We start from the raw sequence: 23,762 nt of genomic DNA on the forward strand, positions 1-23,762 counted from the left end.
CGCGTGCCCCTTACTGCTTGTCGGATGAGCCGCAGGTGGCGCCATTCGCGTCGAGCGTGGCGCGCAGGGACTGCACCATGCCGGCGCCGAGGTTCATCGACGCGGCGCGCACGGGGTCGACGGCGGGTGCGGGCTGGGCGGCCTGCGCGGCGGCGAGCTGCGCGGCGGCCTCGCGCTCAAAGGAATCGAAGCCGTTTGCGTCGATCCAGGGGATGAGGGAGGCGTCGTCCTCGCGGACGATGCGGCCGTTGACCATCACATGGACGCGGTCGACCTCGAGGTGCTCGAGGATGCGCGTGTTGTGGGTGATGATGACGAGCGAGCCGTCGGTGCTCTTGCGGTAAGCGTCCATGCCGCGGGAGACCACGCCGAGGGCGTCGACGTCCAGGCCGGAGTCGGTCTCGTCCAGGATGGCGAGTTTGGGCTGGAGCAGCAGCAGCTGCAGCATCTCGACCTTCTTCTTCTCACCGCCGGAGAAGCCCACGCCCAGCTCGCGATTGAGGTAGGCGGTGTCCATGTCGAGTTCGGCGGCGAGCTCCTTCACGCGGCGGCGGAACTCCTTGCCCTTCATCTCAAGGCCGGGGCGGCCGGCGATTTGCGCGCGCAGGAAGCTGGACAGCGGCACGCCCGGGATTTCGACGGGGGCCTGGAAGGAGAGGAAGAGGCCGGCGCGGGAGCGCTTGTCGGGGGAGAGGTTGGTGATGTCCTGGCCGTCGAAGGTGATGGTGCCTTGCGTAACGGTGTAGACCGGGTCGCCCATGATGACGTGGCCCATGGTGGATTTACCGGCACCGTTGGGGCCCATGAGGACGTGGGTCTCGCCTGCGCCGACGGCGAGGTCGATGCCCTGGAGGATGGTCTTTTCGTCCACGGAGGCGGTGAGGCCGGCGATGTTGAGCAGGGGTGTTGCGCTCATATCAAATCCTTTCGAGGGGCGCGGGTGCGGCTGCGGCGCGTGCGTCGGGGCACGCGGCCGATGTGCGATCCGCGCTAAACTCTAGAAGTTCACTCGGATTAACGATACGATGATAGCCGATTTCTGGGAGAATATGCCGATGTTTCGTCGGTGCTCGTGTTGCTCCACATCGTTTACCGCAAGGGGGTTCGTCCATGCTCATTTCCTCGAAGGGCCGCTATGCGCTCAAATTGATGATTTACATCGCAGCCATCGGCGGGGACCCGGTGGGGGAGAGCATCAGTGCGGATGCCGTTTCGCGTGAGGCCCTCGCGCCTCGTCCGCAGACCAAGGTCTCCTTGCGCGAGGTTGCCGAACGTGAGGGCATTTCCCTCAAGTATCTGGAGCAGCTCGTGCGCCCGCTCATGAACGCGGGGCTGCTGAGGAGTGTGCGCGGCAAGGGCGGCGGTTACGTGCTGGCCAAGCCTGCGGCCGAGGTTCGCGCTGGGGATATCCTGCGCGCGGCGGAGGGCGAGCGCTCGACAGTTGCATGTGAGGGGCTCGATGGTGCTTGTGGCCGCAGCGACCTGTGCTCCACCGTGAAGTTTTGGACGGGCCTCGAGGAGACGATCGACGCCTATGTCGACGGCGTGACCCTCGCCGATCTCGCGCGTGTGCCGGAGATTAAGGTGAATATCGAGTTATAAGCTTTCGGGTTCTCCTTCGCAGTACCCTGTCCGGTGTTCGAATGCGGACGTATGCAGAGATCCGTCTAGATCGCAAGAAAATATGCAAGCAGAGAGGCTTCGCCTTCTACCTGAAAATGAAAGTGTACGTTTTGGGGAAGGTTTTGAGGCCGCACGCCCAGTGTGGCTGCGGATATTTTCCTGCGACCTGGTGTTTTTCTGCGACCGGCGTGCGTGTTGCACGAGAAACGGCAGAAAACTATCCCCAAAACGTACAGTTATATAAATCCAACCTGAATTGCGTGGCGCCTACGCGAACTGGGCACGATATGCCTTGCAGACTTCGTCGACGGGGCCGTCCATGCGCAGATCGCCTTTCTCGATCCAAACCGCGCGCTGGCAGATGCGCTCGACCTGGTCCATGGCGTGGCTCACGAACAGGACGGTGACGTGGCCATCGTCGATGAAGTGCTGGATGCGCTTCTCGCATTTCTCCTGGAAGAACACGTCGCCAACGGAGAGGGTCTCGTCGACGATGAGGATGTCGGGCTCGGTGATGGTGGCGATAGCAGTTTCTGCGGAAGCGGCTCGCGTGATGCTCTTCTAAGGAGCGTGTCCGAACAGCTAACAGCGGCTATTTGAATTAACAGAGGTAAGCAAAGACTGCAATTCCAAAAGCGAAAGCACATAGGATTGCATTGACAAAAAACCAGAGACTTAGTCCGAATTGCCGTAACTGCTCTTGTTTTCCCACAAGAATGGAGACAAATCAAAGAAGAACAGAAACCATATTGCATAGAATTAATCCGAACAACACGCTCAGAATACAAGCTGTTGCAGGGCTTGTTGCCTCGGCAGTATAATGCATTGTATCCCCAGCGAAGTTGATACCGCCAGTGAAGACGAAGTCTACTGCGTTAAAAATGCCTAGTATTCCGACCTGATCAAGGGAGGCCCTGTCTTTCATTGTCTCAATCTTATTAATCAGAGTCTCTGCGGTGGAACTCATTTGATTTTCTTTTTCTTGCAGGGAATGACGATATGCATCCATATCAATTTCGAATTGTTGAATCTTGGCATTGCTTTCCAGCATGATTGAGAAGGGGGGACACTGACTGGATAGTCTGAACTGGAAACGGCGCAGTGAATCTATTGCCGATGCGATTCCTGGAGAGGCTTCTGCAGTAGAGTTTGAATAACCCGAAGCATTTAAGATGCTTCCGATTCCATTTGCTAAGTTATTTAATCGGTTTACTCCCAACAAGATGGGGTTGTCGCTGTCTAGCGAGCTAAACACTAAGTTATTAATGAGCGGTAAGTGGTTGTTATTTAGCACATTCTGAACGTCTTGCTTCATGCAGCAGAGTATAAGGCGATTGGCCCATGCCTTCTTTTCCGCATTGGCCATCTGGCTGTGGTCGAGGTCAATCAGAAGGTTAAGTTAGGAGAAAGTGACTCGATATTTGTCGCGAAGCTCAACTTCAAGATATGGCATGGGAACCCTTTCGCGTTGCCGAGCGTGAATAAGCTGCTTGAAGGCGTTCTCGACAAGTGTTCACTGTGGCTTCGACCATCTTATCGAGTGATCGTCATTGCAAAGTGTAGATATCATATTCATGCGCCGAGCAGGGTCCATAGACTTTCCCTCATTGTGTTATTACATCCATTCGGCAAGCGTTGAAAAAATGCAGCTCTTTCTCAAACGGAGCCATGTCGAACGTGTTGGACCCGGCATATTGGTTAAGCTTGAGTTTTTGCGCCATACGGTAAAACGGTGTGTGGAGTGCCACAAACTCGCGTAGGGAAAAAGCGCGAAGGGCCCGACACGCCACCTGCTGATCGACGATGCGCTCAGGCAAGTAGTGATAGAAATTATGATGGTCGTTGTACATTCGCCGCACCGATGCGCTGCCGCCCGATGTTGAGATGCCAGTGCCCATTTCATACCAAATGACGGGTTCGCCAAGGTAGCCGATGCGAACGCCGTCGGCGGCGCTGAGAGGGCACGCGAGGTCCTCGCAGTATCGGACATGTGCACGGTCGGCGAGCTCATGAAGATAGGGGAGCATCAGGTCACGCCCGTAGAAGAGCGAGCAACCCGGTATCCAATCGGTCTTGAGGATGTGCGAACGCAGCACATCACCGCTATCCTGCTTGGGGGATGTGTACAAATCGAGGGCGCGCGGTGCATTGTACGGTGAGAACGAGCCGTCTGACAAATATGAAATGATGCCGCCAAAGCCGAGCTGTATGTCGTGCTCATTGCAGCATTGAACGATATTGGCAAGCGTTGATGGGCCAAACAGCGCATCACCCGGGCTGAGCGGCTTGATAATGTGGCCTGACGCAGCGGAAATGCCTCGCGCCACATTCGCGACCGTTCCGATGTTTTCGCTCGCGCGGACAATCGAGTAGTTTTCAAACCCTTTTTCATCAAAGAATCGATGAATAAACGGAGAGGGATCAATCTTTGAGCAATCGTCTGCAACGATAATTTCAAATGACGTGCAGATTTGCTGCAAGATCGAGTTGAGTGTAAGCGTCAAGGCGCGCTCGTCTTGATTGTAGGTCGTCACCACTACGGAGATATCAACAGCGGATTGCACGGGATGCTCCTTATATCGATTTTTTCTAATTATAAGATACGGATATATGGGCAGGCGCGCCATGTGCCTTTTCGCTGTCACATGCCATGCAGGGCTATGGGATGTGGCTTTCACCGTTATACTACATAACTTACGCCCTTAGTTGATGGCGTAATTTGTTTGGAAAGGGGCGCGCATGGAGCCAAAGGTGCTCATCGTGATACCGGCATATAACGAGGCCGATAACATTTTGAACACTGTCAGTGGCGTTGTGGAGCACGGCTTTGACTACGTCGTCGTCAACGATGGCTCGCGTGACACCACGCTCGATGTCTGCCGTTCAAATGGGTTGAATGTTCTCGATTTGCCCATGAATCTGGGCATCGGTGGTGCTGTGCAGGCTGGTCACAAGTACGCACAGCGATTTGGCTACGACATCGATATCCAGCTTGATGGCGATGGGCAGCACGACCCCGCTTATCTTGACGCGCTTGTGCACGAGGTTGTTTCGGGGGCCGATCTGGTGATTGGCTCGCGCTTCTTGGAAAAGACCGATGGCTTCCAATCGACTTTCATGCGTCGTGTCGGGATTACGTGGCTTTCCGCTATTCTCAAGCTGTGTACGGGTCGCCATGTGAGCGATCCGACGTCGGGTTTTCGCGCCTGTGGTCGCCGTGCGATCGATCTGTTTTGCGCTAGCTATCCCGTGGACTATCCCGAGCCCGAGTCAATCGCGGTTGCCATCAAGAGCGGACTGTCTGTCAAAGAGGTTTCCGTTGAGATGCGCGAGCGTCAAGGCGGCACCTCGTCCATCGGTGGACTGTCGAGCGTTTATTACATGATCAAGGTCTCGCTGGCAATCCTGATTGCTAGCGTGTCTCGACGGACGAAGTAGGGAGCTATCATGTCGGACGCTTTGCGTTTTGTGGCAGCGGTCGCCTGCCTGCTACTATTTGTATACGTTATTCATTTAGTGAAGCACGAACGCTTGCAACTGAAATATTCGCTGTTGTGGCTCGCTCTTGGCGCCACGGTGCTGGTATTGGCGCTGGTGCCCGGTCCGCTGTTCGCGCTTGGGCAGATGCTGGGCTTTGAGACGACATCCAATTTCATCTTCTTCACCGGGTCTATGTTTCTGCTGCTCATCGCGCTTTCCCTGAGCGCGATTGTGAGCAGGCAGGCAACTGCGATCAAGAACCTGACGCAGCGGATCGCCATCATCGAGTGCGAGATCAACCGTGATGCACGGGGGCACGACGACCATGAGTGCTAGCGGTTCAAAGCGGCTCTCCGTTAAGCAGAATATGCTTTGGAACTCGATTGGCTGTTTGATTTACCAGGCGTGCCAATGGGCGATGACCGTTGCCGTGGTGGTGTTCTCCTCTGGTTACGATAACTCGGGAGTCCTGGCGTTTGCCATGGCAGTCGGCAACATCTATTATCCGCTGGCCACCTACAACATGCGGACGATCCAGGTGTCCGACGTGCATGACGAGTACTCATCCGAGGAGTATGTGGGCTTCCGGATCGTGACGGTTATCTTGGGATTTATTCCAATGCTCGTCTATCTGATCGCAACCGCTTCGTCTGCAGCCCTGGTCATCTCAACGGTTTTTTGGTTGCTCTTCAAGGCCGATGAGTCGTTTTGTTGCGTGTTCTATGCCATCGAACAAAAGGCGATGCGCATGGACTATATCGGGATTTCGCAGGCCGTGCGCGGCATATGCTCGGTCATCGCGTTTTCCGCCGCCCTGGCTTTGTGCGACAACATCAACATCGCGATCATCGCCGTCGCCTTCGTGTGCGTGTCGGTGACGCTTCTCTATGATTATCGCAAGGCCAACGCCCTGGCGTCCGCGCGTCCGCGCATTGCGTGCGCGCGGATTCTCGAGTTATTGAAGCGCTATCTGCCCGCCGTCATCACGCTGGTATGTTACGGTGCAGTCGTATCCGTTGCGCGCCAGCAGTTCGAGGTCCTTCGCGGTGCCGGGGCGCTGGGCATGTATGCGGCCGTCGCCACCCCAACGGTCCTCGTCCAGGTCGCCGCATCGTATTTGTACAACCCGTTGCTTGGGGGCATTGCCCAGCGATGGTCCGATCGAGATCTTGCTGCGTTTCTGCGGGGCATCGGCTCGGTGTTCGTGGCGATTCTCGTGGTGGCGGCGGCTGGTGTGTTGGCGAGCGAGCTGTTCGGTGAGCCCGTTTTGACCTTCGTGTATGGCGAATCGATCAGGGGCAGCGTGTATCTCCTGACCCCTGCGCTGATTGCCACGGCGGTCACGACGATGTTCGCCTTCATGTTCGATGTCCTCATCGTCATGCGGAGCTTGCGTGCGGCTCTCGTTGCCAATGCGTCGGCGCTGCTCATTTCCATCGTCGCATCGCGCCCGATGATTGAGGCGCTTGATGCGAACGGCATCACCTGCACGGTCATAGCGGCGTTCGGCGTTGGTCTTGTCATATGTTTTGGTGCGTTTACCTGGCAGGTGCGCAATGCCCGGCCGGCGACTGTTGGGGGCGATGCGGCATGAATGGCATCTTGCATGAGCTAAAGACGTATTCGGTTGCGGATATCGCTCGCATGGGCTGGTCGTTTGTGATGACGAAGCTGTTCTACCCAGGTGCCATGCTGGTGAGAAGGCCCATTTGCATTCGGCAAAAGAAGGACTTTCACTTTGGCCGCGGGCTTTCCACGGGTCGCAATTGCCGTATCGAGGTGTTTGGGAGCGGCTACATCGAGATGGGGGAGCGCTGCCAAATTGGCGATAACGTTCACCTCGTCTCATCGTCTCGCTTGAGCATTGGCGATGACTGCCTGTTTGCGTCGAAGGTTTTCGTGAGCGACACGAGCCATGGCTCGTACGGTGCGAGCGGCAGCGCCCCTTGCACGCGCCCGGCTGACCGGCCGCTCGACGCAGAGCCGGTTACGATTGGTGATCGCGTGTGGCTGGGGGAGAACGTCGTGGTGCTTCCGGGCGTCACGATTGGAGACGGCTGCATCGTTGGCTCGGGAGCCGTTGTGTGCAAGTCACTGCCCGCCAACTGCGTCGCCGTTGGCATTCCGGCGCGCGTCGTAAAGCAATTTGACGAAGAATCGTCCTCTTGGGTCCGTGTGTAACGAAAAGATGAGGGAATAGATAGATGTTTACCCCGCAAGACCATACGTTTGTTGTTTGTGCCTATAAGGAGAATCCTTACATTGGGGATACGATCGCATCGCTGCAGGCGCAAACCGTCACTACTCGTGTCATCCTGTCCACCTCGACGCCCAACGACTTCCTGCGCGAGGTATGCGACACCTACCAAGTTCCCATGGTCGTCAATCCTCATCCGCACCTTGCCGGCGACGACTGGAATTACGGCTACGATGCTGCCGAGACGCCGCTCGTTACCATGGCGCACCAAGATGACTATTACGATCCGACGTTCGTCGAGCGCATGCTGGCGTCCCTTAACGCCTATGATGCCAGCGAGCTGCTCATCGGCTTTACCGACTACTTTGAGATGCGCGACGGTGAGCGCGTTGACAACAACACGCTGTTGCGCATCAAGCGCATCATGAATGCGCCGCTGGCGCATCGTTGCTGCAACGGCAGCGCGTTTGTGAAAAAGCGTATTCTGAGCTTGGGTGACCCTATCTGCTGCCCTGCGGTGACGCTGGTGAAACAGAACCTGGGCGCCTCGCCGTTTGACACGACATACAAGAATAGCTGCGACTACAAGACTTGGGTGGATTTTGCGCGCATGGACGGACGATTCGTCTATGTGCCCGAGGCGCTTGTGGGGCATCGCATCTATGCGGAGTCCGCAACCTCGCTCAACTTGGGTGAGGATATTCGCAAGGGCGAAGATCTCGAGATCCTCTCTTCGTTGTGGCCGCGTCCCATTGCAAAGCTCGTGAATAAGGTCTATGCGTTGAGTGAGAAGAGCAACGCTTTGTAGGTTGGTTTTATGCTGGCGTGCTGGGGCACGCTAGAATAGTAGGACGATTCCGACGCTAAGGAAAAGGTGTCCCCATGCTCTCAATTGCCGTTACGGGCGCGAACGGATATATCGGCCGCCACGTTGTCACTGCGCTGTGCGATATGGGCGCATGCGTATATGCCCTCGACCTTTGCGTCGAGGGTGGCGACCCGCGAGCCCGGTGGATGCAGGTCGATGTGTTCGACCCGTCGTTTGCCCCTGCGGAGCTGTTTGACGAGATGCCCGATGTTTGTCTGCATCTTGCATGGCGTAACGGCTTTGACCACAATGCCCCGACCCACATGGGGGATTTGTCGGGCCATTACCTCTTTTTGCACAAGATGATCGACGCCGGCGTTGGCCGTGTTGCCGTCATGGGCTCCATGCATGAGGTCGGTTACTGGGAGGGTGCCATCACGGAGGAGACGCCGTGCAAGCCGCTTTCGGCGTACGGCGTAGCCAAGGACGCCCTGCGCCGTGCACTTGAGATCGAGTCGGGTCGCAAGGGCTTTGCGCTCCAGTGGCTGCGCGGGTTTTACATCTATGGCGATGACGCTCAGTCGCAGTCGATTTTCGGCAAGCTGCTGCGAGCAGCGCGGGCGGGTCAAAAGACTTTTCCGTTTACCACGGGTAAGAACAAGTACGATTTTACGCCGGTCGCCGAGCTCGCCCATATGATCGCCGCAGCCACCATGCAAGATGAAGTGCTGGGTATCATCAACTGCTGTTCCGGCAAGCCGGTATCCCTTGCCGAGCAGATCGAGGGCTTTATCCGAGATAATCACCTCGATATTCAGCTTGAGTATGGCGCCTTCCCCGACCGCCCCTATGATTCTCCGGGCGTGTGGGGTGATGCGAGAAAAATCCAGCGGATTTTGGGGTAGGCAGTCTGACCGCGATCCTTTGCGTGGCTTACGGGAGAGCTTTCAAGTTGGGGATTTGCACCAATGATGTGGTGTTCTTAATCCGTAAACAGTTACAGGGATTTGTTCGGATGCCGACCTTGCACGCTCTTTCGCCTACAAAGGCGCGGTTCTTGCAGCTATGTGTGAATGTGTTTTGCTGGAGACATGCTGTGTGCTCCATCTGACTGAGTGTCTTATCTGAAAGGCTTTTTGATGAGTGGTTGCGTAGATTCGCACGTGAAAGGAACTGGAAGCGCGTCTACCGCACGTGCCGTGCTATTTATCAAGGTATTGGTGTTCGCAGTGCTTTGTGTTGGCGGTGTTACTGCGGTGCTTTTCTTTAAAAGGAGCGCATCGGCTTCCGTGGCGATTCTGATCGCTTTCATTCTGATTGCCCTTTCGTTGGCGTCTGTTTATCACAATTTCATTCAAGGCCGGAAGACGTGCTTGGGCCAACTGGGTTGTCGAAGTCTGTTTTATCTCTTTGGTACCTGCATCGTCTTGGCAGTTGCCATGGAGATTGGAACTCTGGTCGGGGCTGCAACGAAATCGCCGTTTGTTTTGGGCGACTGGAGCGTTCAGAGGCTCGGGATGTTTGCATGTATCGCATACCTCATTGAGATGCTGAGTCTTGAGTATCTGCCCGTAGGCTTTTTCGCTCGTTTCAAAGAGCGCTGTAAGCGAATCGAGAAGAAATCGCTCGTTCGGGCGATGTTGTATGCGCTGGGCGTGGCTTTCGGGAGCGCAGGGGCTGGGTTTCTTGTCTCTTATTTCTTAGGCATCGCTTTTCTTCCGGCCACGGCTTTTTCCCTTCTGTCCATCGTGACCGTATTGGTCTTGGTCTGTATCTGCAAGCGCGGTTCGCATTTGCGGATTGAGACGGGCTTTTTAATCGTGGCGCTTTCGGCTGGCATCGCCTTTGTCGTTGCAGTCCCAGCTTCAAACCTGTTTTCCTGGGATGACGAAGTCCATTATGGTAACGCGTTACGGCTGTCTTACATCAGCGACCCTGAGTTTACATCGAGCGATTTGATGATGACCCAGCTCTTTTCTGTCGAGGGCGGCCATTCGATTGATGCATCCATGGGTAGATGGCCTCTTAATTTCGATCTAACGTGGCCTGAGGATCAGATTGATCATTTGAACGGGGAGCTCGACGCGGGGTTTGAGCGCGGTCCGGTTCAAGTGGGCGAGGGCGTTGACCTTTCTGTTCTCAACTATACGATGGTTGGGTATATCCCCTCCGCGATGGGGCTTTGGCTTGGCCGCCTTCTGGGCTTGCCGTTCCATATGATTTTCGCGCTGGGGCGTATTGCCAACCTTCTCTCGTATTGTTTGGTTTGCTATGCGGCCATTCGTATCATTCCGTGCAAGAAGGCACTGCTGTGCGCTTTGGCATTGATTCCGACTTCGCTATTCATGGCGTCGAACTATGCGTATGACCCGTGGTTGATTTCCTTCGGGTTCTTGTCGATCGCCTTGCTCGTTCGGGAGTTTGCCAGCCCGAAGCCGCTAACCGTGAGGTCCGCTTTCCCGATTTTTTTGGCATTTCTATTGGCGTTGGGACCGAAGGCCGTGTATTTTCCCTTCATTGGTCTGATGTATTTGATGCCGCGCAAAAAAATTGCTCCTGAGAAACGCCGGGTCTATTACTTTGCCGTCGTTGCCCTTGGCATCATTGTGGTGCTTACATTCTTGGCCCCGCTGATTGCCACGAATGGTGGTGGAAGCGGAGATCCGCGAGGGGGGGCAGATGTGAACTCTTCGTTGCAGCTGAAGCATGTGCTGGCCGATCCGGCTGGCTATCTCTTGCTGGTGATTCGATTCCTGTTTTTGGGCTACTTGATTCCTGTTAATGTGGCGACTGCAATGGTTAACCTTGCTTATTTGGGAGATTTGTCGATTTCCTGCCTGCCCTTTGCGCTAGGCATTTTGGTATATCTTGCCGGTTTGATGCTTGTGGACACCAACGATGCGAGTAGGGCACTCTCTTCGGTTGGATCAAAGGCGTGGACGCTCTTCCTATTTTCGGTTGCATTGTTCGGCATTTGCACGGCGCTGTACCTGTCCTTCACCCCGGTTGGCGCGGACGGTATTGCGGGGGTCCAGTCGCGTTATTTGTTACCGTTCCTGCTGCCTCTTGGATTGTTTGTGCTCAATTTTAAGAAGGGTTTTTCAGTTAATGAGAGGGCTTGCGGTGCCACTGCCCTCGCAGTTTCATCAACGCTGGTGCTCGTGACATGGTGGTGCTTGCTGTTTAGTAGGTTGATAGTTTAGATTTGGGCCCCGTGTCGATGCATTGATTATTGCTCCGCTGTTCATGGGATATGTTTGTAGATGGCCGATTCAACTTCACGGTAATCTATCATGCTTAACGAACTTTTTTACTATTGTGTATCCTGTGGAGGTTGATTTGAGCGATAAGGCGTGCATTTCTCGTCGTGGGGCCATTGTGTCGGCCTCGCTTATTGCTGCTTCAACGGCGATGCTAGCGGCTGGTCGTGCGTACGGTGAGGAGTTCGCCGAGGCGACCTTGCTTTCGCCGAACGACGCCATTTCCTTTTTGTATATCGACAATGCTCAGCTTGAGGCTGGTGCCGAGCAAAACGTCGTCGTATCACTCTCGCAGCATACGAGGGTGTCTGCTGCTGTCTTGACGGTCCAGGACGAGGCAGGAGCCGAGCAGGCATGCACGCTTTCTAGTGTGCAGGACAATGCCCTGCTGTTCACCTTTTTTCCCTCGGGGATGGGCTCCTGCGAGGTGGCGCGCCTTCAGTTCAAGGCGGACGGTGCCGCCTATGAGATCGACCTTTCCGAGGTCGATGAGTCGTATCGCAGCTATAAAGTTGCGCCTGTGGCGGTTGCCTATTCGGATGGCGAGGCGGCAAGCGGCCCCGACTTGCACGTGTATACCGGTGATGGTGGCGATGAGCTGGCAGAGTCGGCCTCTATCGAGGAGGCGGCATCGGCTGCAGTTGCGGCAGCGAGTCGCTCGCGTGCGGCAAACCCCGAAAAGACCGGTCCGCTGGTGATTGCGCTCGATCCGGGCCATGTGGGTGTAAGCTCCGGTGCCGTGGCAAATGGTACTTCTGAGGCGAATGCCACGTGGAAGATCGCCCAGTTCTGCAAGGCGGAGCTTGATTCCTATCAGAATGTCACTACGGTGTTCACCGTGACGCCCGACGATCGGCTTGGGTCTTCGAGTGAGCTGCGCGAGCGCGTGCAGCGTGCGCTCAATCAGGGCGCCGATGTGCTGGTGAGCCTGCATTTGAACTCCACTGGTGTTGGGAATGCCTATGGCGCTGAGGTGTGGGCGCCGCACAACACGAGCTACAACAATGAGACGCATGCCGTCGGCACGGATTTGGGCAATCAGATTCTTGCGCAGCTGCAAAAGCTCGGCTTGACCAATCGCGGCGTCAAGTTCCGTTGGATCGATCCAGATCCGAAGTATGATTATCCCGATGGCAGCAACGGCGATTACTACGGCATTATTCGCGAGGCGCGTAAGTCCAACCTGCCGGCGATTATCGTGGAGCATGCGTTCCTGGACAATTGGAGCGATTACAACAACTTCCTGAACAGCGATGCGAAGCTGCAGTCGCTCGGTATCGCGGATGCGCGCGGTATTGCCAATTACTACGGTTTGTCACATGCGGAGGGCACGGTGTACCGTCTCTATCATGCCGGCACGCTGGACCATCATTACACCATGGACTCGAACGAATACCGTGTGCTCGGCAGCGTCGGCTGGATCCAGGAAGGCATCGCTTGGTATTCCGATGACAAAGACCATGGCCGTCCGGTGTATCGCCTCTATCATGCCGCTACGCTTAACCACCACTACACGATGGATGAAAACGAGTACCGTGTGCTCGGCAGCGTCGGCTGGAAACAGGAGGGCATCGCCTGGTACTCGGCGCCCAAGGACGAGGGCAAGCCCGTTTACCGTCTCTACCATGAGGGCACGCTCGATCATCATTACACCAAGGACGCAAACGAGTACCGCGTGCTCGGCAGCGTCGGCTGGAAGCAGGAGGACATCGCCTGGTACTCTAAGGAATAGCGTGCATTGCGTAGCTGTTTAGTGAGCGAATAGGGGAAACGACCCATATGAAGAAGAATCGCGTTATCACATATATGGCAGCGCTTGCCGCGGCTGGCGCGCTGCTTGCGGCGCCTTGCCAGGCGGCGTTCGCCGCGCCCATCAAGACGGTGTACCGACTGTATCATCCCGGTACGCTCGACCATCACTACACCATGGATGCGAATGAGTATCGCGTGCTTGGTAGCGTTGGCTGGCAACAGGAGGGTGTTGCGTGGGATTCGCGCGATTCCTCCGCGGTTCCGGTGTACCGTCTCTATCACGAGGGTACGCGCGACCACCACTACACCAAGGACTACAACGAGTACCGGGTGCTCGGCAGTGTCGGTTGGAAACAAGAAGGCGTAGCTTGGTACTCCGACGAAGCGGAGGGCGTGCCAGTGTACCGCCTCTACCATGAGGGTACCCTGAATCACCATTACACCAAGGATTACAACGAGTACCGCGTGCTCGGCAGTGTCGGTTGGAAGCAGGAGGGCGTGGCCTGGTATGGTGTGGTGGAGGACACCGTTCCCGTGAGCCGTACGCCCATCATGGGCGTGTCGCAGGCCTCCGTGGAGCAGATGGCCGCCTACTATCGCAAGAATGTTGGCGAGTCCACGTACCCGGCCAGCGTGTACACGAACTATGGCGCGCCGACCCTGCAGGATTTCTGTACGATCGTGCTGGAGGAGGCAAAGGCCGAGGGTGTTCGCGCCGAGGTCGTGTTCGCACAGGCGATGAAGGAGACGGGCTGGCTGCGCTTCGGCGGGGCCGTCAAGGTCGAGCAGTGCAACTTCTGCGGTTTGGGCGCCGTGAACTCGGCCCCGGGCAACGCCGCCTCTTTCAGGGACGTCCGAACCGGCATCCGCGCCCAGGTGCAGCACCTCAAGGCGTACGCCTCGACGGACCCGCTTGCGCAGGCGTGCGTTGACCCACGCTTTGACCTTGTCAAACGTGGGTGTGCTCCGCTGCTTGAGGATTTGAACGGCAAGTGGGCGGTCCCGGGGGACGGGTATGGTGAGTCCATCGCCAAGATGATCGATACGATGTTGCAGGGTGGCCGCTAGGCGGCCTCCCTTCCTGTTCTAGCAAAGGGTTGTTATGCGTTGCACGGGAATATGTAGGGGCCAAGGGGTCGCGTATCTTGCCGTTGAGTTCGAGATGCACGATCGGGCGAGCGACGTTCGTTTTTTCTCTCATTCCGAAGAGGGTGTTGAGCTTCCTATTGAGGCGTATTATATTGAGACGGATGCTCGTGGCGTATGTCGTTATGTCGCCGTCGTTCCGCTGCTCGATACCAAGCGTGCGTCGGTCGAGATGCGCCAGTACGATGAGCGCGGCTCGGAGCTGCGCCGTGCCCGGAAGATGTTTTCTCGCTTCGCAATCAAGTGGGCCTCTCGCTTTAACTACAGATTCGCAAATGATCGTGCTCTTTCTATGCGAGATATCGATAGGTCGACATATGCGGATCAGATTCATCTGACTCCCAAAGCCCTCATCTCTGCCCCTCAAAAGGGCGAACTTATTCTTAAGGGCCAAATCTGCTTGCCATCTGATGACTTTGCTTCTCTTCGCGTGATCGATGGCAATGGAATGGCAGTCGACTGTCCCTCCTTGCGCGTTGGCAATCCAGCAGATGTAACGGTGATGGGCGGACTGCGTCGTGAGGTGCCTTTCACGGTTCGAGTTCCCGATGACGGTAAAACGTACTGTGTTGTGGCGGACAGCCAGAAAGGGAATCGCTCTGGCTTCCTATGTCTTGATCCAGCTGCCCGTGCTCATTACCTCGCCACTCTATCGCCGTCTATGTACCGTTGCGCTGGAGGTCCTGAATACAAGAGTCGAACCATTGCGCGCGGTCGATTCCTGTCCGGAATCAATCGCGAGGAGTTCGTGGACCTTGTCGGTCCTAAGTTCAGTGTTATCGTTCCGCTATATCGAACCCCTGTTGACTATTTGACCGGTATGGTCGGATCTGTTATCGATCAGGTCTATCAGAACTGGGAGCTTATTCTCCTCAACGCCAGTCCTGAGGATGCGACGTTGCAGGATGCCCTTACAAAGATTGCTGATAGCCGCGTGCGCGTCATCGAGCTCGAGGGAAACAATGGCATTTCCGACAACACGAATGTCGGTATCGAGGCCGCTTCGGGCGATTATGTCGTGTTCTTTGACCATGATGATCTGCTAGATCCCCTTGCGCTCTACTACTACGCAGAGGCGATTAATGAGGATGGGTCAATCGATGCCTTGTATTGCGATGAGGACTTCCTGAACGAGGAGGGGGAGTTTGTTGCGCCTCATTTCAAGTCGGACTTCAATCTAGATCTTCTCCGCTGCCATAACTACATCACGCATCTCTTGGCGGTTAGGGCGGCCTTTGCCAAGGAGCTCATGCTACGCTCTGCATTTGATGGGGCGCAGGACTATGATTTCCTTCTCCGTCTTGTTGAGCGTACCACGAACATCGTCCATATTCCTGATGTCTTGTATCACTGGAGAATCAGCGATACCTCGACTGCGAAAAGTGCCGGCAACAAAGGATATGCAGATGATGCCGGTAGGCGAGCTCTGCAAGAGCATCTTGATCGTTGCGGGATAGCTGCGACGGCTGAGCTGACCGATAATGCTTGCTTCTATCATGTTACCTATGAGGTCGTGGGCGATCCGCTGGTCAGCATTCTGATTCCGAACAAGGACAGTGTGAAAGTCCTGAAGCGTTGCATCGACTCAGTCGAAGACCTCACGAGCTACCGCAACTTCGAGATCGTCATCATCGAGAATAACAGCGTGGAGGAGGGGACCTTCACATATTATGAGCAGGCTGTCGCTCAGTACGACAATATTCGTGTTGTGACGTGGCATGGTGAGTTCAACTATTCGGCCATCAATAACTTTGGTGCGCGCGACGCCAAGGGCGATTTTATCTTGCTGCTCAATAACGATGTCGAGGTGATTGAGCCCAAATGGCTTGAATCGATGCTTGCCATTTGCCAGCGGCCTGAAGTTGGAGTGGTGGGAGCCAAGCTCCTTTATCCCGACGACACGGTGCAGCACGCCGGCGTGATTATGGTCAAGTGCCAGAGCATCGCAGAGGAGGCGAGCCCCGGACATGCCTTCTGGAATCTTGATCGCGACGATCCCGGATATATGCGCAGGGCTTCTCTGGTGCAGGATTTAAGCGCCGTTACCGGTGCATGCCTGATGACTAAGAGGTCTGTCTTTGATGAGCTTGGCGGGCTGAATGAGGAATTTGTAGTTGCATTTAATGATGTTGACTATTGTTTACGGGTGCGCGAGCTGGACAAGCTGGTTGTCTATACTCCAGATGCTCTTCTGTATCACCATGAATCCTTTAGCCGCGGTTCTGATGCTGTGGGCAAAAACATGATGAGATTCATGGGTGAGCAGGGCAAACTGCGTTTTGCCTGGAGTAAGTATTACGCCTGTGGTGACCCTTATCATCGTCCTGCTGCAACAATGGGTTACTATCCTGAGGTCCCACTGCTGAAGTAACCTTCCGACTTCAATGCTGCTGTTGGCTATGCAGCTTATCTAAAGCCGAACGCCCGAGGTTCGCCCTTCGGGCGTTCGGCGTTAAGATAGAGTGAACGTGACCATACTGAAGGAGCTATATCTATGAAGGGCATCATCCTCGCCGGCGGGTCCGGCACCCGCCTGTACCCGCTGACCACCGTCACCAGCAAGCAGCTGCTGCCGGTCTACGACAAGCCGATGATCTACTACCCGCTGTCCGTCCTCATGATGGCCGGCATCCGCGACATCCTGATCATCTCGACCCCCTCGGACCTTCCGAACTTCGAGCGCCTGCTGCGCGACGGGTCGGACTACGGCGTGAACCTGTCCTACGCCGTCCAGCCCAGCCCCGACGGCCTCGCGCAGGCCTTCGTGATAGGCGAGGAGTTCGCGGGAGGGGAGCCCTGCGCGCTCGTCCTCGGCGACAACATCTTCTACGGCAACGGCCTGGGACGGCACCTCCGCCGCGCGGTGGAGAACGCCGAGACGAAGGGCCTCGCCACCGTGTTCGGCTACCACGTCGACGACCCCGAGCGCTTCGGCGTCGTGGAGTTCGACTCCGACTTCAACGCCGTCTCCATCGAGGAGAAGCCCGAGCGCCCGAAGTCGAGCTACGCCGTCACCGGCCTGTACTTCTACCCGGGCGACGTGTGCGGGCGCGCCAAGCGGGTCGTCCCCTCCGCCCGCGGCGAGCTCGAGATCACCGACCTCAACCGCATGTACCTGGAGGACGGGCTGCTCTCCGTCGTGACGCTCGGGCGCGGCTACGCGTGGCTGGACACCGGCACCATGGAGTCGCTCCACGAGGCGGGCGAGTTCGTCCGCGCCGTCGAGCGCTCCCAGGACATGCCCGTGTCCGTGCTGGAGGAGATCGCCTACGAGAACGGCTGGATCGACCGCGAGACGCTGCTCTCCTGCGCCGAGCGCTACGGCAAGTCCGAGTACGGGAAGCACCTCAAGCGCGTCGCCGCCGGCGAGTTCGTCAACCAGAACCTCGACTACTAGTCGATACGTATCATTTCGTTAGGATGGGTCTCTTTTGTTTGAGAAGCTGAAAGAGCGCTATCACGAGTCCTTTATCATTCTGAAAGAGCTCGTCAAAACCGATTTTCTCCTCCGTTATCAAGGGTCTTTTCTTGGTATCGCCTGGTCGGTTCTCAAGCCGCTGATGCTCTTTTGTGTCATGTACGTCGTGTTCGTTAAATTCCTGCGCTTCTCCGATGGCACCGACACCTTTCCTCTGGTGCTTCTCCTCGGTATTAGCATGTGGAATTTCTTTACCGAGTCAACCAGCATGGGCTTGTCGTCAATCATCTCCCGTGGTGACCTTCTTCGAAAGGTCAACTTTCCTAAGTACATCATCGTTGTTTCGGCAACTATCAATGCGCTTATCTGCATGCTGATCAACCTGGGTGTCGTGGTGGTTGCTTGTATTCTTTCCGGGGTGCAGTTCACTGCCAATGTGTTGTGGCTTCCGCTTAACTTGGTGCAGCTTTACCTGCTCTCCTTGGGAGTTGCCCTTTTGCTGTCCACGCTTAATGTGTATTTTCGTGATGCGCAGCATATTTGGGAGGTTGTCCTTCAGGGCCTCTTTTACGCCACTCCTATCATTTATCCTCTTTCGATGGTTGAGCAAAAGCTTGCTGAGGTTGCCCCTGGCGCTGGTCTCCTTGTCGAGAAGCTCATGTTGCTCAATCCCGCCGCCCAGATCATTCAGGATATTCGACACAATCTTATTGCCCCTGCAACCACCCCGATTATCTGGGAGCTCTCGGGTAATATCTTCTTCCAGATGATCCCCGTTGTGCTTACCTTTGTTCTCCTGTTTTGGGGCATTCGCGTATTCAAGAAGCACAGCCCTAAGTTTGCGGAGGTGATGTAATGGTTTCCGATGAAAACACCAAAGTCGTTCTCAAAGTTGAGAACGTTGAGAAGTCCTTTCGTCTTCCCACCGAGCAGGCATCGGGGCTGAAACAGCTCCTCATCAACTGGACTAAAGGTATAAAGGGGTATCGCGAGCAGCAGGTTCTTAAGGGGATTTCGTTCGAGGTGCATCAGGGTGACTTTTTTGGCATTGTTGGACGCAATGGCAGCGGTAAGTCGACCCTTTTGAAGCTCATCTCCCAGATCTACGTACCCGAGCGTGGGTCAATTACGGTTGATGGCAAGCTCGTTCCCTTTATCGAACTTGGCGTTGGCTTTAATCCTGAACTCACAGGACGAGAAAATGTGTACCTCAACGGAGCGCTTCTTGGCTTCTCTCGTTCTGAAATCGACGAGATGTACGACGACATTGTCGAGTTCGCCGAGCTCGAGGACTTCATGGACCAAAAGCTAAAGAACTACTCTTCGGGCATGCAGGTTCGCTTGGCCTTCTCCGTTGCCATTCAGGCTCGTGGCGATATCCTTGTGCTCGATGAGGTCTTGGCTGTTGGCGATGAGGCTTTTCAGCGAAAATGCGACACCTTTTTTGCCAAGGTCAAAAAGGACCCAACTAAAACAGTGATCCTCGTGACCCACAGCATGGATGCCGTCAAGAAGTACTGCAATAAGGCAATCCTCATTAAGGATGGAGAGGTTGTCATTTCTGGAGACAAGAATGACGTTGCCGATCGATATACTCTCGAGAATCTTGCCTCGACGACAAATGATGAAGTTAAGGAAGGGGAATATCCCACCGGGCTAAGTGAAATCGTCCCTGTTTTGCGGGTTAATCCCGTCTCTTCACTTGCCGTTACTGAAGATAAGCCTTTTGTATTTGATATTGAATACGAGTATCGCGGAGTTGAAGATTTTTATCTCGCCATTGCAATGCATGATTTGAAGAGAGGGGGTATTCCCTTTGACTCTGGTTCGATCAAAATTGGTCCGGCCGGAAAGGGATCAGTCCGGTTCTCAATTCCCATTGGTTTGCTTTCGAATGGTAGCTACAAGCTGATAGCCTCGTTGAGGCTTCTGTCTAAGACGGTCGATGATGGAACTACCGATATGATCGCATTCACAAGTGGAAAGAATTCGTGCACGTTCGTTATTATGCGTAAGGACTGCGCCGATGATTATGCCCTGCTTTTGCCAAGCGCAATGAGTATTTCTCGAATTGACTGATAGCCTGCTCAGCGTGCGCCAGTTGGATGTGGCGCACGCTTTAGTCTATATATCCGCGCTGCTCGGCATCACGGATATAGAAATCTCGCATTAGGCGCCGGGGTGATAGCTTGAGGCCCTGTTCACGAGTCGACTCCTGCTTGTAAAAACCATCCTCATGGCCTATTGCTCTCTGTGCGTTATTTCCATGCTCCATGAAATGGTGGAGCATTTTTATATGGTCATGTCCGACCGCATTCCAAATTTGCGGATTTCCATTGACGTATGAGTTGATTGAGAAGCGGGGATGGGCCACGCGTCCCTCTTTAACGCCGTGTGTTAGGTAATGATCCAGTGCGAATGAAGGACAATCTCGAAAGGTGTCATGCAGGTCACTGTAGTGGGATAAATAGAAGGATGTGTCAAATACAGGGGAATAATCGATCCCATTTCGAACGGGATCGGGGCAATCTCCTCGGTATTGCTCGCATCTTTTAGGACATGTTTCCAGGGGCTGATAAAGTTCAGCAGCGGAGTTCGAAGGATCATAGACCGGGCATTGATAGGCGGCGCATTTATTTTTATATAGGTATACGTTGAGAAGCCGCTCCGAAATAAATCCGAAGACACGCTGCTGATAGGGCGTTCTTTCATCTAAAGGCGAGATGCGGCGACTTAAACGCGTCTCAATTTCAAACAGCCAAGTCAGGTAGCCGTCAAGAAGCTCCCTCTTGCAGATAATCATGTTGTAGGGGGCAAAGGATGCTTCATCCCTAACAAAACTGAGGAATGCTCGATAGTAATTAGGCTGGTATTTCTTGATTATTTCTGCAATTTGAATTAGGTCGGTTCCAGGATGAAAGGTCCTGTACTGCTCCGCAACAGAGACGAGGCGCCCCTTGCTTGTTAGGCAGGGAATGCGCTCGGGAATTATGCAGTCGTGGCTATCAAGGATGTGCTCGATTTCACGTTGCGTGATAGTGTGGCGTTTTGAGCCGGGAGACTCAAAATAGCGCCTGTAGTGCACAAGTCCTACCGTGTCCTCGGAGCTTTGCTTCCATATCCAATGAAGGCCGGTGAGCTCACAGTAAGTGCTGTTTAGCTTTGATATGTTGCCTTTATAGGTGTCATCGTAAAGCCAATTCTGCCTGCGATCCTTATGCGGGATTCTGTACGCTCCTACATATAAGGGCTGATAGAGTTCGTTGCACGGTAGATCAAGGTGCTTGTGAGACGCGATATAGATTTTCATTAAGAAGCACCATCCGCTATTGTCCAAAGAACTGCAGAGACTATTCTATTATAGGTAAAGTGACTCCATTTTATATGCCGTAGAGATATAGGAGATGGGCATGCCCGACACCACCTTCGAGCCCAAGCGCATCGTCGTCACCGGCGGCTGCGGCTTCATCGGCTCCAACTTCGTCCACCACGTCGTGCGCGAGCACCCCGGCGTCCACGTCACCGTGCTCGACAAGCTGACCTACGCGGGCAACCCCGACAACATCGCCGGACTGCCCTCGGACCGCGTTGAGCTCGTCGTGGGCGACATCTGCGACGCCGCGCTCGTCGACCGCCTCGTGTCCGAGACCGACGCCGTGGTCCACTACGCCGCAGAGTCCCACAACGACAACTCCATCGCCGACCCGTCCCCGTTCCTCAAGACCAACGTCGAGGGCACCTACACGCTCATCGAGGCCTGCCGCAGGCACGGCGCGCGCTACCACCACGTCTCCACCGACGAGGTCTACGGCGACCTGGCGCTCGACGACCCGGCCCGCTTCACCGAGGAGACGCCCTACCGCCCGAGCTCGCCCTACAGCTCCACCAAGGCGTCCTCCGACCTGCTGGTGCGCGCCTGGGCCCGCACCTTCGGCCTGCGAGCCACCATCTCCAATTGCTCCAACAACTACGGCCCCTACCAGCACGTGGAGAAGTTCATCCCGCGCCAGGTCACGAACCTCATCGACGGCGTCCGCCCCAAGCTCTACGGCGACGGCAGGAACGTCCGCGACTGGATCCACACCGAGGACCACAGCTCCGCCGTCTGGTGCATCCTCACGAAGGGCCGCATCGGCGAGACCTACCTGATCGGCGCCGACGGCGAGCTGGACAACATCACCGTGCTGCGCGAGATCCTCAAGGCCTTCGGCCGTCCGGAGGACGACTTCGACTGGGTGCGCGACCGCCCCGGCCACGACCGCCGCTACGCGATCGACGCCACCAAGCTCCGCCGCGAGCTCGGCTGGGCGCCCTCGCACACCGACTTCGCCGCCGGCCTGGCCGAGACGATCCGCTGGTACCGCGACAACGAGGCCTGGTGGCGCCCGGCCAAGGAGGCCACCGAGGCGAGGTACGCCGCCCAGGGCCAGTAGGAGCATCGCAGGCGCGGCCGCGCCCCGCGGCTCCGCCCCGAGCCCGAGCGGCGGGGGAGGGCCGGGGTCGCGGCCGCACTGATCAGAACGAGAAAGGCGGCCTCCATGGCGCTCGAATTCGAGAAGGAACTGACCGCGGCCGAGACGAACATCCCCGGGATGCTCGTGTTCGACCTGCCCGTGCACGGTGACTCCCGCGGCTGGTTCAAGGAGAACTGGCAGCGCGAGAAGATGCGCGCGCTGGGCCTGCCCGACATGGGCCCGGTCCAGAACAACATCTCCTTCAACGACCAGAAGGGCGTGACCCGCGGCATCCACGCGGAGCCCTGGGACAAGTTCATCTCCGTGGCCTGCGGCCGCGTGTTCGGCGCGTGGGTCGACCTGCGCCCCGGCGCTTCGTTCGGCCAGGTCTACACCTGCGAGCTCGACCCGAGCCGTGCCATCTACGTGCCGCGCGGCGTGGGCAACTCCTACCAGGCCCTGGAGGACGGCACCGCCTACACCTACCTGGTGAACGCCCACTGGTCGGCGGAGCTCAAGTCCACCTACACCTTCGTGAACCTCGCCGACCCCGAGCTCGGCATCGAGTGGCCCATCCCGCTCGACCACTGCGAGCTCTCCGAGGCCGACAAGGCCCACCCCGTGCTCGCCCACGCCCTGCCCATGGCGCCGAGGCGCACGCTCGTCACCGGCTGCAACGGCCAGCTCGGCCGCGCCGTGCGCGCCGCCGCCGAGGAGCGCGGCCTGCCCGGCTTCGACTACTGCGACATCGACGAGTTCGACCTCTCCGAGCCGGGGGACTACGCCAAGTACGACTGGTCCCTCTACGGCGCCGTCATCAACTGCGGCGCCTACACCGCCGTCGACGCCGCCGAGACGCCCGAGGGGCGCAGGGCCTGCTGGGCGGCCAACGCGGCCGGCCCCGCCCTTATGGCCCGCACCTGCGCCGAGCACGGCATCGCCCTGGTGCACGTCTCGTCCGACTACGTCTTCGACGGGACCGTCGGCAACCACCCCGAGGGCGAGCCCCTCAGCCCGCTGTCCGTCTACGGCCAGTCCAAGGCCGCCGGCGACCTGGCCGTGGCCGGCTGCCCGCGTCACTACGTCGTCCGCAGCTCCTGGGTCATCGGCGACGGCAGGAACTTCGTCAAGACGATGAAATCTCTCTCCGACCGCGTGGCCGACGCGTCCGACGCCCTCGACCGCGTAACCGTCGTCGACGACCAGCTCGGCCGCCTCACCTTCACCGACCAGATGGCGGAGGGCATCCTGCACCTGCTCGGCTACCGCGACGGCGACGTGGAGCCCAGCGCCCCCGCCGAGTACGGCACCTACAACCTCACCGGCTCCGGCCCGGTCGAGTCCTGGGCCGCCATCGCCGCCCGCGTGTTCGACCTCGCCAACGGCAACGGCGCCGCCGTGGGGCCCGTCTCGACGGCCGACTACTACGCCTCCGCCGAGGGGCCGATCGCCCCGCGCCCCACGCACTCGGACCTCGACCTCTCCAAGATCGCCGCCGCCGGCTTTGCCCCTCGCGACTGGACCGAGGAGCTCGCGGGGTACATGGCCGCGCTGTAAAGCCTGTTCAATTCATGCCTTTTAACCCGTCTGGGCTCACGGCCCAGGCGGGTTTTGCGTCTTTGTT

Annotated in this window: 20 protein-coding genes and 1 pseudogene; 16 read left to right on the forward strand and 5 right to left on the reverse strand. The window is 56.7% G+C overall.

Annotated features, from left to right (window positions below):
• Positions 1-10: 10 nt before the first annotated feature.
• The gene (sufC, locus tag AOBCEHNH_RS02355) at positions 11-916 is read right to left on the reverse strand and encodes a Fe-S cluster assembly ATPase SufC (protein ID WP_152063004.1); all 906 of its coding nucleotides are present in this window, start codon (positions 914-916) and stop codon (positions 11-13) included.
• 194 nt (positions 917-1,110) lie between these two features.
• On the opposite strand from sufC, the gene AOBCEHNH_RS02360 reads away from it, so the two are divergent.
• Complete coding sequence (locus AOBCEHNH_RS02360) at positions 1,111-1,602, forward strand: RrF2 family transcriptional regulator (protein WP_152063005.1); 492 nt, start codon at positions 1,111-1,113, stop codon at positions 1,600-1,602.
• 288 nt (positions 1,603-1,890) lie between these two features.
• On the opposite strand, the pseudogene AOBCEHNH_RS02365 reads toward AOBCEHNH_RS02360, so the two are convergent.
• The 3 genes and pseudogenes from AOBCEHNH_RS02365 to AOBCEHNH_RS02375 all read right to left on the reverse strand — a co-directional run.
• Positions 1,891-2,151, reverse strand: a pseudogene (locus tag AOBCEHNH_RS02365) (ABC transporter ATP-binding protein); the annotation flags it as partial.
• Positions 2,152-2,350: 199 nt separating this feature from the next.
• On the reverse strand, positions 2,351-2,917 hold the full coding sequence (locus AOBCEHNH_RS02370) for a hypothetical protein (RefSeq protein ID WP_193221148.1): 567 nt from the start codon (positions 2,915-2,917) through the stop codon (positions 2,351-2,353).
• 310 nt (positions 2,918-3,227) lie between these two features.
• Positions 3,228-4,187 carry a glycosyltransferase family 2 protein gene (locus tag AOBCEHNH_RS02375; protein ID WP_193221149.1) on the reverse strand — a complete coding sequence of 320 codons (960 nt, stop codon included), beginning with the start codon at positions 4,185-4,187 and terminating at the stop codon, positions 3,228-3,230.
• Positions 4,188-4,362: 175 nt separating this feature from the next.
• Here AOBCEHNH_RS02375 and AOBCEHNH_RS02380 point away from each other — a divergent pair, with 175 nt between their 5' ends.
• From AOBCEHNH_RS02380 to AOBCEHNH_RS02440, 13 genes are all read left to right on the forward strand, one after another.
• The gene (locus tag AOBCEHNH_RS02380) at positions 4,363-5,061 is read left to right on the forward strand and encodes a glycosyltransferase family 2 protein (RefSeq protein ID WP_152063008.1); all 699 of its coding nucleotides are present in this window, start codon (positions 4,363-4,365) and stop codon (positions 5,059-5,061) included.
• A 9-nt stretch (positions 5,062-5,070) separates the two neighbouring features.
• Complete coding sequence (locus AOBCEHNH_RS02385) at positions 5,071-5,439, forward strand: DUF2304 domain-containing protein (protein ID WP_152063009.1); 369 nt, start codon at positions 5,071-5,073, stop codon at positions 5,437-5,439.
• A 31-nt stretch (positions 5,440-5,470) separates the two neighbouring features.
• On the forward strand, positions 5,471-6,697 hold the full coding sequence (locus AOBCEHNH_RS02390) for a polysaccharide biosynthesis protein (RefSeq protein ID WP_152063010.1): 1,227 nt from the start codon (positions 5,471-5,473) through the stop codon (positions 6,695-6,697).
• Entirely contained in the window at positions 6,694-7,284 is a 591-nt protein-coding gene (locus AOBCEHNH_RS02395) for a DapH/DapD/GlmU-related protein (protein WP_193221150.1), read from the forward strand. Before AOBCEHNH_RS02390 ends, AOBCEHNH_RS02395 begins: the two co-directional genes overlap by 4 nt.
• 23 nt (positions 7,285-7,307) lie before the next feature.
• Positions 7,308-8,108 carry a glycosyltransferase family 2 protein gene (locus tag AOBCEHNH_RS02400; RefSeq protein WP_152063012.1) on the forward strand — a complete coding sequence of 267 codons (801 nt, stop codon included), beginning with the start codon at positions 7,308-7,310 and terminating at the stop codon, positions 8,106-8,108.
• A gap of 74 nt (positions 8,109-8,182) precedes the next feature.
• Positions 8,183-9,013 carry an NAD-dependent epimerase/dehydratase family protein gene (locus AOBCEHNH_RS02405; protein ID WP_152063013.1) on the forward strand — a complete coding sequence of 277 codons (831 nt, stop codon included), beginning with the start codon at positions 8,183-8,185 and terminating at the stop codon, positions 9,011-9,013.
• Between the two features lie 384 nt (positions 9,014-9,397).
• Complete coding sequence (locus AOBCEHNH_RS02410) at positions 9,398-11,311, forward strand: DUF2142 domain-containing protein (RefSeq protein WP_193221151.1); 1,914 nt, start codon at positions 9,398-9,400, stop codon at positions 11,309-11,311.
• A 136-nt stretch (positions 11,312-11,447) separates the two neighbouring features.
• Entirely contained in the window at positions 11,448-13,100 is a 1,653-nt protein-coding gene (locus AOBCEHNH_RS02415; RefSeq protein ID WP_193221152.1) for an N-acetylmuramoyl-L-alanine amidase, read from the forward strand.
• 47 nt (positions 13,101-13,147) lie between these two features.
• Positions 13,148-14,188 (forward strand): glucosaminidase domain-containing protein, encoded by a 1,041-nt coding sequence (locus AOBCEHNH_RS02420; protein WP_152063016.1) that lies wholly within the window; start codon positions 13,148-13,150, stop codon positions 14,186-14,188.
• Positions 14,189-14,222: 34 nt separating this feature from the next.
• The gene (locus AOBCEHNH_RS02425; protein WP_152063017.1) at positions 14,223-16,637 is read left to right on the forward strand and encodes a glycosyltransferase family 2 protein; all 2,415 of its coding nucleotides are present in this window, start codon (positions 14,223-14,225) and stop codon (positions 16,635-16,637) included.
• 123 nt (positions 16,638-16,760) lie between these two features.
• Positions 16,761-17,663: a glucose-1-phosphate thymidylyltransferase RfbA gene (rfbA, locus tag AOBCEHNH_RS02430; protein WP_152063018.1), complete on the forward strand. Its 903-nt coding sequence runs from the start codon at positions 16,761-16,763 to the stop codon at positions 17,661-17,663.
• Positions 17,664-17,697: 34 nt separating this feature from the next.
• The gene (locus tag AOBCEHNH_RS02435; protein WP_226803208.1) at positions 17,698-18,540 is read left to right on the forward strand and encodes an ABC transporter permease; all 843 of its coding nucleotides are present in this window, start codon (positions 17,698-17,700) and stop codon (positions 18,538-18,540) included.
• Positions 18,540-19,763 (forward strand): ABC transporter ATP-binding protein, encoded by a 1,224-nt coding sequence (locus AOBCEHNH_RS02440; RefSeq protein ID WP_152063019.1) that lies wholly within the window; start codon positions 18,540-18,542, stop codon positions 19,761-19,763. Before AOBCEHNH_RS02435 ends, AOBCEHNH_RS02440 begins: the two co-directional genes overlap by 1 nt.
• A 40-nt stretch (positions 19,764-19,803) precedes the next feature.
• Here AOBCEHNH_RS02440 and AOBCEHNH_RS02445 read toward each other — a convergent pair whose 3' ends face one another.
• On the reverse strand, positions 19,804-20,994 hold the full coding sequence (locus AOBCEHNH_RS02445) for a DUF4422 domain-containing protein (RefSeq protein ID WP_152063020.1): 1,191 nt from the start codon (positions 20,992-20,994) through the stop codon (positions 19,804-19,806).
• A gap of 100 nt (positions 20,995-21,094) precedes the next feature.
• Between AOBCEHNH_RS02445 and rfbB the strand changes: the two genes are divergently transcribed.
• Both rfbB and AOBCEHNH_RS02455 read left to right on the forward strand, forming a co-directional pair.
• Complete coding sequence (gene rfbB / locus AOBCEHNH_RS02450) at positions 21,095-22,117, forward strand: dTDP-glucose 4,6-dehydratase (protein ID WP_152063021.1); 1,023 nt, start codon at positions 21,095-21,097, stop codon at positions 22,115-22,117.
• A gap of 105 nt (positions 22,118-22,222) precedes the next feature.
• Positions 22,223-23,695 carry a sugar nucleotide-binding protein gene (locus AOBCEHNH_RS02455; RefSeq protein WP_152063022.1) on the forward strand — a complete coding sequence of 491 codons (1,473 nt, stop codon included), beginning with the start codon at positions 22,223-22,225 and terminating at the stop codon, positions 23,693-23,695.
• Positions 23,696-23,762 lie beyond the last annotated feature (67 nt).

The organism is Collinsella intestinalis (assembly GCF_902501455.1).
Classification (GTDB): Bacteria; Actinomycetota; Coriobacteriia; order Coriobacteriales; family Coriobacteriaceae; genus Collinsella; species Collinsella intestinalis.

What these genes read in the sequence shown, in the direction of transcription:
- AOBCEHNH_RS02420 (WP_152063016.1), top strand. Translation starts at nt 13,148, where the DNA reads ATGAAGAAGAATCGCGTTATCACATATATGGCAGCGCTTGCCGCGGCT.
- AOBCEHNH_RS02385 (WP_152063009.1), top strand. Translation starts at nt 5,071, where the DNA reads ATGTCGGACGCTTTGCGTTTTGTGGCAGCGGTCGCCTGCCTGCTACTA.
- AOBCEHNH_RS02400 (WP_152063012.1), top strand. Translation starts at nt 7,308, where the DNA reads ATGTTTACCCCGCAAGACCATACGTTTGTTGTTTGTGCCTATAAGGAG.
- rfbB (WP_152063021.1), top strand. Translation starts at nt 21,095, where the DNA reads ATGCCCGACACCACCTTCGAGCCCAAGCGCATCGTCGTCACCGGCGGC.
- AOBCEHNH_RS02405 (WP_152063013.1), top strand. Translation starts at nt 8,183, where the DNA reads ATGCTCTCAATTGCCGTTACGGGCGCGAACGGATATATCGGCCGCCAC.
- AOBCEHNH_RS02395 (WP_193221150.1), top strand. Translation starts at nt 6,694, where the DNA reads ATGAATGGCATCTTGCATGAGCTAAAGACGTATTCGGTTGCGGATATC.
- AOBCEHNH_RS02390 (WP_152063010.1), top strand. Translation starts at nt 5,471, where the DNA reads ATGCTTTGGAACTCGATTGGCTGTTTGATTTACCAGGCGTGCCAATGG.
- sufC (WP_152063004.1), bottom strand. Translation starts at nt 916, where the DNA reads ATGAGCGCAACACCCCTGCTCAACATCGCCGGCCTCACCGCCTCCGTG.
- AOBCEHNH_RS02440 (WP_152063019.1), top strand. Translation starts at nt 18,540, where the DNA reads ATGGTTTCCGATGAAAACACCAAAGTCGTTCTCAAAGTTGAGAACGTT.
- AOBCEHNH_RS02455 (WP_152063022.1), top strand. Translation starts at nt 22,223, where the DNA reads ATGGCGCTCGAATTCGAGAAGGAACTGACCGCGGCCGAGACGAACATC.
- AOBCEHNH_RS02360 (WP_152063005.1), top strand. Translation starts at nt 1,111, where the DNA reads ATGCTCATTTCCTCGAAGGGCCGCTATGCGCTCAAATTGATGATTTAC.
- rfbA (WP_152063018.1), top strand. Translation starts at nt 16,761, where the DNA reads ATGAAGGGCATCATCCTCGCCGGCGGGTCCGGCACCCGCCTGTACCCG.
- AOBCEHNH_RS02425 (WP_152063017.1), top strand. Translation starts at nt 14,223, where the DNA reads ATGCGTTGCACGGGAATATGTAGGGGCCAAGGGGTCGCGTATCTTGCC.
- AOBCEHNH_RS02380 (WP_152063008.1), top strand. Translation starts at nt 4,363, where the DNA reads ATGGAGCCAAAGGTGCTCATCGTGATACCGGCATATAACGAGGCCGAT.
- AOBCEHNH_RS02445 (WP_152063020.1), bottom strand. Translation starts at nt 20,994, where the DNA reads ATGAAAATCTATATCGCGTCTCACAAGCACCTTGATCTACCGTGCAAC.